Source organism: Myroides phaeus, from assembly GCF_900099675.1.
Taxonomy (GTDB): domain Bacteria; phylum Bacteroidota; class Bacteroidia; order Flavobacteriales; family Flavobacteriaceae; genus Flavobacterium; species Flavobacterium phaeum.
In genome coordinates this window covers 131,956-142,590 of the sequence record NZ_FNDQ01000005.1, presented here as the reverse complement: position 1 = coordinate 142,590, position 10,635 = coordinate 131,956, and the positions used below count along the sequence as shown (strand labels likewise).

Sequence of the window (10,635 nt, the reverse complement as noted above, 5' to 3'; positions counted from 1 at the left end):
CGAAGTAAATATCTAAACGACTATTTAATTCTTCAACTTTTGTAATATTGAAATGCTCTACCAAGTACTCAGGTAGGATTAGTTTTAGTATTTCTGTGCTATCCATCATGGTGCAAATATATTATTTTACAACTTCCTCCCCAACTTTTGTGCTTGATCCAATATAACGCTTTTTTAAACGTACCTTGTTCGGAAACGATTCGAGACTTGTTCGGGAACCCTTCGGAAAACAGGCCTGTTTTCCGAACAATCCACGATGTTTTCCGAAGGATGTAACAAAGAAGACTCTTTTAATAATTAACCTTTACGTATATTGCTCTGAAATATAAAAAAAGCCCAGAATTAATCTTATCAATCAATTCTGAGCTTCTTTACTCTTTACGTTGCCTTTCATCAATATGTAAATTCTTTTTTCCCTCTTTTCAATCCCAACATAGGCGTATGTTTTGCTGTTTGGAAATATTTTCTAAAACCACATTTTTTAGCAATTGCAACACCATCAATAGTTAAAACTTCATCACCTATTTTTAAAACCTTCTCATTTTCACCAATTGCAGCTATAATATACTTTCCGTCTTTATAAGCAATTCCATAGCCAAACTTATTCAAATTAGACTCACCTTCATACTGCTTTACTTGCTTTAAAAATAACAATTGCAAGTCAGCTATATAAATCAAGTGAAATTGCTTGATAAACTCCACTCCTATTTGATAAACACCTTCAGAAGGACTAAATGATAGCTCCTGCTTATCAAATACGCGATTTGCAAGCTGAACACTCCCCCCTAAACTAATCTGTGTCTTTGCTAAGCCTTTATTCAAACCAAATGCCCCTACACTTCCATAGCTTAGAAAACTTTTGACAGCTAACGTTTCAATGTATTTCAACATATCCTTATCTTGTGACACTGATAAATACCCATTATCTCCGGTATCCACTAAGAACGGACGATACATATCTCCGACAGCCATTGGAATAACTATACGTGTTGGATTTTGATCATTTAAACTCGCCACGTGCATAAAATCATCGCTTAATATACGCAACTCTAAAGCCGTTGTAAAGTCTTCCAATATAATTTCCTTCTTAATTGGATCTATTTCCAATACCTTGTCTTTATAAATCACATTTCCTAAAATACCATCGATCTTATAACAATCAAATATGGGGTCTTTTACCATTGGAAATTGTTCTAAATCTGTAAAAGGTAAATTGTGAAAAACATAATTACCAACTTTTAGGCTATCTACACGCAGTTTCGCTACATCTTGTAATACATTGTTCGCATCAACAGCAACTATACTCCCCGATTTTTTATATTCTTCTAATAAACTACCGCGAATAGACAATCCATCCCAACCGGTGTCAAACAGAAAAGTCATCTCTTTATCATTTACGGTCAAATTAACCAACATCCAACCCGATTCATCCGTATAAGGCAAGCGAATTGTTTGAGCAGAAGACAATGTACTAAAGAGTACAAAACAAGCTAATACAATCTTTTTTAAAGACATAGTGGTGTTTTTTTTATGAAGTACTAAAATAGTATTTAATCTAATTAATACAGCACCTTAAAAAGAATAATACCGCTTTTTAATTACCACTATGTATAATATAAAAGAACTCGTAATTACATCCCTTCTTTAGAATGTTTCCTAATTAGCAAAATTCAAATAAAAATGATTTTCAAATTGAAATTAAGTTTATTTTTGCGGCATGACAAGAAAAAGAACAGAAAGAATCGTATTCGAAAACGTAGAAGTCCTTGATGCAGGTGCAAAAGGCGTTTCGGTAGCTAAAGCTCCAGATGGGAAAGTAATATTTATTCCTAACGTAGTTCCGGGAGATGTGGTAGATGTGCAGACTGTAAAAAAACGCAAAGCGTATTATGAAGGTCGTGCTATCAAGATCCATAAATTTTCTGAACACAGAATTGACGCCGTTTGTGAGCACTTCGGAGCTTGTGGTGGATGTAAATGGCAAAATATGAAATACAGCCAACAGTTGTTTTACAAAAACCAGGAGGTTTTTAACAACTTGAAGCGTATTGGTAAAATTGAATTACCTGAATTCGAGCCTATTTTAGGTTCTGAAGAAACTTTATTTTACAGAAATAAAATGGAGTTCTCTTTCTCTAATGCTCGTTGGTTAACACCTGAAGAAGTAGCAAGTGGAGAAGAAATGGGTAAAGAAAATGCTCTTGGATTTCACATCCCTAAAATGTGGGATAAAATCTTAGATATCAAGAAATGTCATTTACAAGAAGACCCTTCTAATGATATTCGTAATGAAATCAGAAGATTTGCTAACGAGAATGGCCTTTCATTCTTTAATCCTCGTGAACAAGAAGGTTTATTGCGTACGTTAATGATTCGTACTGCATCTACTGGAGAAGTAATGGTATTAATCCAATTCTTCCACGAAGATCAAGAAAAGAGAGAGTTATTACTTAACTTCTTAGCTGAGCGCTTCCCTATGATTACTTCATTACAATATGTTGTAAACGGAAAGGCAAATGATACAATCTACGATCAAGATGTAGTATTATACAAAGGACGTGATTATATCTTAGAAGAGATGGAAGGACTTAAATTTAGCATCAACGCTAAATCATTCTACCAAACAAACTCTGCTCAAGCTTACGAATTATACAAAATTACAAGAGATTACGCTGGATTAACAGGAAATGAGTTAGTATATGACCTTTATACAGGTACAGGAACTATTGCTCAATTCGTTTCTAAAGCAGCTAAAAAAGTAATTGGTGTAGAGGCAGTTCCGGAAGCGATTGAGGATGCTAAATTAAACGCTGAACGCAATAATATTACAAACTGTGATTTCTTTGTAGGAGATATGAAGAATGTGTTTAACGATGAGTTTATCGGTACACACGGGCATCCTGATGTAATTATCACTGACCCTCCTCGTGATGGAATGCACAAAGATGTAGTAGAAATGATCTTAAAGATTGCTCCTAAACGCGTAGTTTACGTAAGTTGTAACTCTGCAACACAAGCACGTGACTTAGCTTTAATGGATGAAAAATATAAAGTAATTAAAGTAAGACCAGTGGATATGTTCCCACAGACACACCACGTTGAAAACGTAGTATTACTTGAATTAAAATAATATACTAAAAAGAAAGCCCTTGTATAAAATACAAGGGCTTTTTTATTGCTTTTGATTAGTTATTTTTTCTTTTGTTTATTGGATAGTATATTATACTCTTCTTCTCCAATATCAATGCGCATTTGCTTGATAATAGGGCGTCCCATCATAATTCCAAAACCTACACTACACTTAACATAGTACTCATACCCTTTCTCTAAAGTAAGCTTTACTTCTTCTGTAGTTTCTAAGCTTCCTTTAAACACTCTGTCTCCGTATGCTGTTGTTTTGTGACTAAATGTTTCTCCTGTACGCATTCTTCCAATATTTCCATTATTCTCATCCTTTACTTTATATCCTAACAAATGACCAGGCCCACCTGTTGGTCTGTAAAAGTGAACAATAGCATAATCTGGATCTCCCTCTAATTTCTTAGCGTACGAATTATAATCGTTAGATTTTATGTTTTTTAATTGTTCCGTATTTAGATTACGGAAGGCTTTTCCTTGTATTCTATAACAAGTACTTCCCAACGAAGTAGGTGTCTTCACCTCTGTTACCATTATAATATTGGCCCCTACTTTACGCGCAGCATTCTCAAAATCTGTTATTACAGTTTCATAATCGCAACGAGTTGTAAATCCTGAATCGCCAATTTTGACTGTTCCCACCAATTCTGTCGCTTCTGGCAATTGACGAACATCATTAACTAAATAAACTTTGGTAGAGTCTGCTAACGGATTGTGGTTCGTTCCAGATACTTTTGTCCTAATAGAAGTAGAACAACTGCACAATAATGCACTAATAAATAAGATAGATAGGTATCTCATATTGCTTGGTTTTTAAGTATAAAAAAAGAGACGCAATTATACGTCTCTTTTTCATTATATTCTAAGCAATATTAAACTTTTCTTAATTATTTTAAAATAACTGTTAATCCTTTAGGACCGTGGGCTCCCACTACTAAAGCTTGTTCAATATCTGCTGTTTTAGAAGGCCCCGAAATAAACACTCCAAAACCTTTATCATTTGTTCCAATCTTAGCATAAGCCTCGTGCATATTATTGACAATCTTATTCTTATCTAAAACGATAACTAAGTATTGTGTAATAAAGTACAATGCTTTGTGCTTAATCTCTTGAGGGATCCAGATACATCCATTCTCAGCCACACCTAATTCTCCTTCGATTATTGCTAAGTCTACATCCTTTAAGTCAGCTGCTTCTGCAACAGAATTAGGATCTAAAGTACTCAATGTAATATCCTTTAAAGCAGAAGAAATCTCCTTTGCATCCGGATATAAGTCACGAATAACAGCATTGATATCTTGTCCTTCTTCTAAAACTACAGCGTGTCCACCAACAGCTTGAGAAATTTCAACAAACTGTGTCAACAAGTTATCAAAACTGATAGCATCCAATTTCACAACGGGTCTATCATGTCTTTTCTGTATGTTTCTTGTTATCTTTTCTAATATGTAATTTTTGCTACTCATAACTCTACTATTTTTTTTGAACCTTACCTTTCTTCCACATTTCTGTAAAAGACTCTTTTGCAAAAGGAGGTAACGAACGACCATCTTCCCATTCTTTCAATCCAAAAGTCAACGAACGAGGCGCATATTTTGCTAATGACGAGAATTTCAAACTTGTTCTAAACAACGCTGGATGTGTAAATAAAAACTGCATACCAGAAGATATAAGTTTCTTAGAAGCATTTGCTTTTCCTAAAGAATCTAAATCTTGACGCCATTTATAAATTTGATCTGCCAAATCAATACGCACTGGACATACGTTATTACAAGAATAACAAAGCGAACAAGCAGAAAGATTTTCACTGTGTTTCACAGGATCTTTAAGCATCCCTAAGTTAATACCAATAGGTCCAGGAATAAAGTAAGTATATGAATATCCACCACTACGTCTGTAAACCGGACACGTATTCATACACGCACCACAACGGATACAGTTTAATGATTTAATGTGATCTTCATTTGTAAGAATATCACTACGCCCATTATCTACAATGATGATATGAAATTCTCCACCTTCAACAGGTTTTTGAAAATGAGACGTATAAGTTGTTGTCGGTTGTCCTGTAGCAGAACGCGCTAATAAACGTGTAAATACCGCTAAACACTCTCTGTTAGGAATAACTTTTTCAAGTCCCATAGAAGCGATGTGCACCTTAGCTAATGAAGTACCCATATCGGCATTCCCTTCATTAGTACACACAACCACCTCTCCTGTAGAAGCTACACCGAAGTTAACTCCAGTCATAGCAACATCAGCAGTTAAGAAATCATTTCTCAATGACGCTCTTGCAGCACGTGTTAAGTACGTAGGATCACTATTTCCTTTTTCAGTATTTAATTTCTCACTGAATAATTCCCCTACTTCCTCTCTTTTCATATGAATAGCAGGAAGTACGATATGTGAAGGCGCAGTACCATTTAACTGTAAAATACGCTCTCCTAAGTCACTTTCAATAACATCAATTCCCTTAGCCTCTAAGTAATGGTTAAGCTCACACTCTTCAGTAAGCATAGACTTACTTTTCACCATTTTCTTAGCATTGTGCTTTTCAAGAATTGAATGTACAATAGCATTGTGCTCTTCAGCATCTTTAGCCCAGTGTACAATTACTCCGTTAGCTTCAGCGTTCGTTGAAAACTCTTCCAAATAAACATCTAAATTACTAACACTGTGTAACTTTATTTTCTCTCCCATAGCTCTAAGTTCTTCCCATTCAGGAATTGTCTTAGATATACGGTCTCTTTTTTCTCTTACAAACCACAAGGCATTATTATGCCAAGCAGCCTTTTCTGAATCCTGCTGAAAAACGCCAGCATTCTGTGAATGTTTTGTACTACCCATAATCTTATAATCCAGCTGCGAATATTTCTACTACGTGAATGGTTTTAATTGGCAGACCTTTTTTGTCTACAATTCCCCCCATATGCATCAAACAAGAACTGTCTGGTCCTGTAATATATTCAGCACCAGTTGCAGTATGACAAGAAACCTTATCATTCCCCATTCTAATAGATACAGCAGGCTCCTCGATAGAAAACATTCCACCAAAACCACAACACTCATCTACTCTTTCTGGCTCTACAACTTCTACACCTTTTACTAATCTTAATAAATCTTTTACTTTAGAGTAAGGTTTAATATTTAGCTCACTTGCCGACCCTAATTTAAGCTCTCTTAAACCGTGGCAACTATTATGTAAGCTCACTTTATGTGGGAAAACACCTGGAAGTGCTTCAACTTTTAAAATGTCGTGTAAAAACTCACACATATCATATACTTTACCGCTAACCTTACTTGTACATCCTTCTTTCTCCATAATACGCGGGTAAGAATCTTTTACGAACCCAACGCAACTTCCTGAAGGAGCAACTATATAATCATATTGATCAAATAATTTATTAAATTGATTTGCCAATGGTAATGCTTTATCTTCAAAACCCGCATTAGCCATAGGCTGCCCACAACATGTTTGATCTACAGGATAATCAACCTCTACACCAAAATGTGTTAATAGCTTATAACTTGCTACACCTACTTCCGGATATGCCGCATTCACGTAGCAAGGAATAAATAATCCAACTCTCATATATTTGTTTTTATATATTTTAACTACCAATATAAACAACGATTCCTGCGATAATAATATACACTAACGCGAAAACAATTGCTCTTTTTAAAATAACACCTTCTTGACCTTGTTGATTACAAGCTGTTGTAGCTACTGCAATACTCTGTGGAGAAATAATCTTACCACCCGTTGCACCTGCTGTATTAGCTGCTGCTAACCAACCTTTATCTGCCCCGATTTGATCGGCAACAGTTGCTTGTAACTTACCAAATAAGATGTTTGAAGAGGTATCACTACCTGTTAAGAACGTTCCTAATGCACCAATAGCTGGTGCGAAGAAAGGATAAAACGCTCCTGTACCTGCTGCTAACGCTAATCCTAATACAGAGATCATACCTGAGAAATCCATCAATGTAGATAAAGCGATTAAACAGCTAACTGTTATTACAGTCTTTTTCAATTGCAAAGTTGTCTTACCTAATAACTTGAATAATTTAGACAATGAACTACCTTGAATTAATCCTCCTACTATTGAACTCACAAAGATTAATACACCTGTATCTGTCAACCAGTAGATTCCTACTTTTCTCGCCGCCCCTGCTATATCAAAGCTAAAGACAGTTTGAAAAATAGTAACATTTTCTTTTAACCAAGCTGTAATTGGGAAAAGTGGACTTGTCAATAATACTAAGATTAAGATCAGACCGTAAACACTCCACGCTTGGAATATTTCTTTTGCTGAGAAGCTAATTGCCTCTTTTTTCTCAGTATTCTTTTTAGCTGTAATTTTTCCGAATGCAATAATAACAAAAATTGACGCTATACTACCTAAAATTGCAGGAGTTTCTGCGCCAATATAAACAGCTGAGTAATATTGAACAGCTAAAGTTACTGCTCCAGTTACCCCACCTAATATAATATTTCTTGGAATTGACTTAACTGATTTACTCGTTAATGTTAAGATTACAAATGGAATTAAGAACATTAAAATAGCCAATTGCCAAACTACATTTGCACTAATCGTAGTAATTTGGTCTGCCATATCAACCTCTCTCGCTAATACAATAACAGGGATACCAACTGCACCAAAAGCTGTAGGAACACTATTTGCGACTAAACTTACAACTGCAGAAAACATTGGTTTAAATCCTAAGCTAATTAAAATAGCTGCTGGAATAGCTACAGCAGTTCCAAAACCTGCCATACCTTCTAATAATCCTCCAAATCCCCACGTTAATAGCAAAACTTGAATCGCTTTGTCTTCAGAAATCGCAGAAAACTGCTGTTTTATTACTTCTATTTTCTCTGTTTGTACTTGAACATTGTAGCTATAAATAGCCATTAAAATGATGATAAGTATCGGAAAAACTGCTTTAATTACTCCATAAAGAACAGACAATGCTGTATCGTTTACTGATAATTCAAAACCAAATATGGCGATTAAAATTGTGACAACCAATGTGATAAAAGCACTTTTCTCTCCTGGCATTTTTAAGAAGCCAAGCAAAACAATCAAGAGTACAACAGGAGTAGCTGCAAGCAGTATCAATCCTGAGGAAATAGATTCTAACATTATTATTTTATTTATTTTTTAGCCCCTTAAAGGTAAGGGCAAAAACACTTTTTTTACGCATAATCAATAGAACAATCGCAAATTATAGGCTAATTTAGAATGATTAAACACTAATAAGCTTGTTTAACTTAATTTTATGTTATAAATTTTGAGGTTTTCTGCACCAAACTATACCACTATTTTATTAGAGACTTATGAATTAGTTTTAGTATTTTTGACAACTTATATAAGACAGTGTAAAGATTCTATATGAAAAAATTAATATTAGCAGGTGTACTATTATGTATAGGTAGCATAGCTTTTGTAGCTTGTGAAAAAGACGATATCTGTGCAGAGACAGAACCTACAACTCCAAGCTTCCGCGTAGAGTTCTATAACTATGAGGATCAAGATATTCCAAGAAATGAGAGAGTTGAAGCTTTTGTAGCTGGACGTGAAAAAGAAGTAATTGTTAATAGTGGTAACAAGCTAACATTACCTCTTCGCTTAGACCAACCTGAAACTGCTTGGATATTAAAATCTACACAAAAAGTTAATAATGAAAATGTTGTATTATACGATACTTTAACCTTTAAGTATAAAATTACAACTAAGTACTTAAATAAGGCTTGTGGTTATGTTTCTACATTTTCATTAAGTCAAGACGGAACTTCTCCTCAATTAAATGGTGATGCAACAAGTACAACAGGAAATTGGATAAAACAATATATAACTGAAACAAACGAAATAGTAAATGAAGATGAAGCACACTTTAAAATATTTTATTAGTTGTAGTTTATTCTTTTTTGCTTTTTCTGCTGTCGCTCAAGAAACATCAAAGAAGGACTTTGGAGCTCAAAGAGATTCTATTGACAAGGAGATACATTTCTACCCTCAACGATATGGCTTACGTGTAGGGGTTGATTTATTTAGAACAACAAGGTCTTTATATGATAAAACGTATTCAGGCTTTGAAATTACAGGTGATTACCGTTTATCAAAAAACTGGTATGCTGCTGCTGAAATAGGTCACGATAAAATGGATCGAGATGAAAACAATTACGGTTTTACGACCAATGGTAACTATCTTAGATTAGGAGCTAACTACAACCTTAATATCAACTGGATGGATAGAGAAGATCTTATATATGTTGGTTTTAGATATGGTATTGCTTCTTTTTCACAAACATTAAATTGGTATAAACCATACACAACGGATCCTTACTTTCCTACGCAACGCGTTGATGTTGATAGAAAAACAAACGGACTTTCAGCACATTGGGTTGAGTTTGTTGCTGGTATTAAAACAAGAGTATTTAATAATGTGTTTATGGGATTCTCTTTACGACTTAATGGTTTGCTGACACAGAAACAACCTGAAGACTTTGAGAATTTATATATTCCTGGTTTCAACAAAAAACACAGCGGGGCTATCGGAGTTGGTTTTAACTACTCTGTTTCGTATTTTATTCCTTTTTACAAGTCTAAAAAAAATAAATTTATAATGCCTACAGAAGAAGATGGCGCTAAATATGATTTAGAAGGTAATTTAATTGACAGACGAGAGGTTGTTCCGTCTGAACCTGCTAACCCTATGGAAGCTGAAGAATTAAAGCTTATTGAAGAAAATAAAAAGACTATCAAATAATATTAAAAAAGCTCACTGTTAAAGTGAGCTTTTTTAATATACCCCTTAAGACTATTAAGCTTAATTTCTTTAATATTAGAGGTAACTGTATTTCTTTTACTACCTTGTTACATAATTCTTTAAGAAGATACGACTTCATACAACAATCTTACTAAGTTAAATTGCTTTGTAAATTCCGGAATAATCTGTTACAATTCCATCTTCATCAATAGTAATTGTAACTTTAAGGTCATTCCATAAATTTTCATAATAGTAAGTATCCTCAGAAAGACGTTCGTAGCGTTGCACCATTAAAGCTATTCGTTCCTCAAAAGGACTTATGTAAAGTACACTTACTTCTTTCGACTCTCCTATTTCTAATTTCAATCTATTAATTGGCAATGCATTAGAAAAAGCTGTTCTATCGACATAAATATCTAAACAATCATTAAATTCTGGATACTCTACTCCATCAATTACCCAAAGATTATTAATCTTATGTGCATTTACAGAATAATGTTTATGTCCCTGTTTACTTTCAATTGAAAAAAATCGTGTATGCCAATGCTCATCAAGAACAATTTGATATTCTAATCCATATACTTGATTATTTTTATTCCCTACAACTTCCCCTCTACTGTGAAAACTTTGTTCTTTCTCAATAATATGACATTTCTCTATCGACAAATGTTCTTCTCCAATCCAGGTAATATGCTTATTCATATTTCTAAATTTAATATTATA

The 10,635-nt window shown here is 34.2% G+C and carries 10 protein-coding genes; 3 read left to right on the top strand and 7 right to left on the bottom strand.

The window, feature by feature from the left end:
- Nucleotides 1–393 precede the first annotated feature (393 nt).
- Complete coding sequence (locus BLT46_RS04300) at nucleotides 394–1,515, bottom strand: retropepsin-like aspartic protease (protein ID WP_090406734.1); 1,122 nt, start codon at nucleotides 1,513–1,515, stop codon at nucleotides 394–396.
- A 202-nt stretch (nucleotides 1,516–1,717) separates the two neighbouring features.
- Between BLT46_RS04300 and rlmD the strand changes: the two genes are divergently transcribed.
- Nucleotides 1,718–3,130, top strand: a complete 1,413-nt coding sequence (gene rlmD / locus BLT46_RS04295; protein ID WP_090406731.1) for a 23S rRNA (uracil(1939)-C(5))-methyltransferase RlmD — start codon at nucleotides 1,718–1,720, stop codon at nucleotides 3,128–3,130.
- Between the two features lie 59 nt (nucleotides 3,131–3,189).
- Here the strand turns inward: rlmD and BLT46_RS04290 are convergent, their stop codons facing one another.
- The 5 genes from BLT46_RS04290 to BLT46_RS04270 form a co-directional block, all read right to left on the bottom strand.
- Nucleotides 3,190–3,939 (bottom strand): hypothetical protein, encoded by a 750-nt coding sequence (locus BLT46_RS04290; protein ID WP_090406728.1) that lies wholly within the window; start codon nucleotides 3,937–3,939, stop codon nucleotides 3,190–3,192.
- A gap of 86 nt (nucleotides 3,940–4,025) precedes the next feature.
- Complete coding sequence (locus tag BLT46_RS04285) at nucleotides 4,026–4,604, bottom strand: LutC/YkgG family protein (RefSeq protein ID WP_090406725.1); 579 nt, start codon at nucleotides 4,602–4,604, stop codon at nucleotides 4,026–4,028.
- Nucleotides 4,605–4,611: 7 nt separating this feature from the next.
- On the bottom strand, nucleotides 4,612–5,985 hold the full coding sequence (locus BLT46_RS04280; protein WP_090406722.1) for a lactate utilization protein B: 1,374 nt from the start codon (nucleotides 5,983–5,985) through the stop codon (nucleotides 4,612–4,614).
- 4 nt (nucleotides 5,986–5,989) lie between these two features.
- Nucleotides 5,990–6,730: a (Fe-S)-binding protein gene (locus BLT46_RS04275; protein ID WP_090406720.1), complete on the bottom strand. Its 741-nt coding sequence runs from the start codon at nucleotides 6,728–6,730 to the stop codon at nucleotides 5,990–5,992.
- A 19-nt stretch (nucleotides 6,731–6,749) separates the two neighbouring features.
- Entirely contained in the window at nucleotides 6,750–8,285 is a 1,536-nt protein-coding gene (locus tag BLT46_RS04270; protein WP_090406717.1) for an L-lactate permease, read from the bottom strand.
- Nucleotides 8,286–8,534: 249 nt separating this feature from the next.
- On the opposite strand from BLT46_RS04270, the gene BLT46_RS04265 reads away from it, so the two are divergent.
- The gene (locus BLT46_RS04265; protein WP_090406714.1) at nucleotides 8,535–9,053 is read left to right on the top strand and encodes a DUF6452 family protein; all 519 of its coding nucleotides are present in this window, start codon (nucleotides 8,535–8,537) and stop codon (nucleotides 9,051–9,053) included.
- The gene (locus BLT46_RS04260; RefSeq protein ID WP_245722941.1) at nucleotides 9,025–9,912 is read left to right on the top strand and encodes a DUF6048 family protein; all 888 of its coding nucleotides are present in this window, start codon (nucleotides 9,025–9,027) and stop codon (nucleotides 9,910–9,912) included. Before BLT46_RS04265 ends, BLT46_RS04260 begins: the two co-directional genes overlap by 29 nt.
- Nucleotides 9,913–10,068: 156 nt before the next feature.
- Here the strand turns inward: BLT46_RS04260 and BLT46_RS04255 are convergent, their stop codons facing one another.
- A complete protein-coding gene (locus BLT46_RS04255; protein ID WP_090406711.1) occupies nucleotides 10,069–10,614 on the bottom strand; it encodes a putative glycolipid-binding domain-containing protein in 546 nt (181 codons plus the stop codon).
- Nucleotides 10,615–10,635: the final 21 nt, after the last annotated feature.

Bases quoted from the DNA above. Each gene is read 5' to 3' on its own strand.
- BLT46_RS04300 (WP_090406734.1), bottom strand. From the start codon at position 1,515: ATGTCTTTAAAAAAGATTGTATTAGCTTGTTTTGTACTCTTTAGTACA.
- rlmD (WP_090406731.1), top strand. From the start codon at position 1,718: ATGACAAGAAAAAGAACAGAAAGAATCGTATTCGAAAACGTAGAAGTC.
- BLT46_RS04290 (WP_090406728.1), bottom strand. From the start codon at position 3,939: ATGAGATACCTATCTATCTTATTTATTAGTGCATTATTGTGCAGTTGT.
- BLT46_RS04285 (WP_090406725.1), bottom strand. From the start codon at position 4,604: ATGAGTAGCAAAAATTACATATTAGAAAAGATAACAAGAAACATACAG.
- BLT46_RS04280 (WP_090406722.1), bottom strand. From the start codon at position 5,985: ATGGGTAGTACAAAACATTCACAGAATGCTGGCGTTTTTCAGCAGGAT.
- BLT46_RS04275 (WP_090406720.1), bottom strand. From the start codon at position 6,730: ATGAGAGTTGGATTATTTATTCCTTGCTACGTGAATGCGGCATATCCG.
- BLT46_RS04270 (WP_090406717.1), bottom strand. From the start codon at position 8,285: ATGTTAGAATCTATTTCCTCAGGATTGATACTGCTTGCAGCTACTCCT.
- BLT46_RS04265 (WP_090406714.1), top strand. From the start codon at position 8,535: ATGAAAAAATTAATATTAGCAGGTGTACTATTATGTATAGGTAGCATA.
- BLT46_RS04260 (WP_245722941.1), top strand. From the start codon at position 9,025: ATGAAGCACACTTTAAAATATTTTATTAGTTGTAGTTTATTCTTTTTT.
- BLT46_RS04255 (WP_090406711.1), bottom strand. From the start codon at position 10,614: ATGAATAAGCATATTACCTGGATTGGAGAAGAACATTTGTCGATAGAG.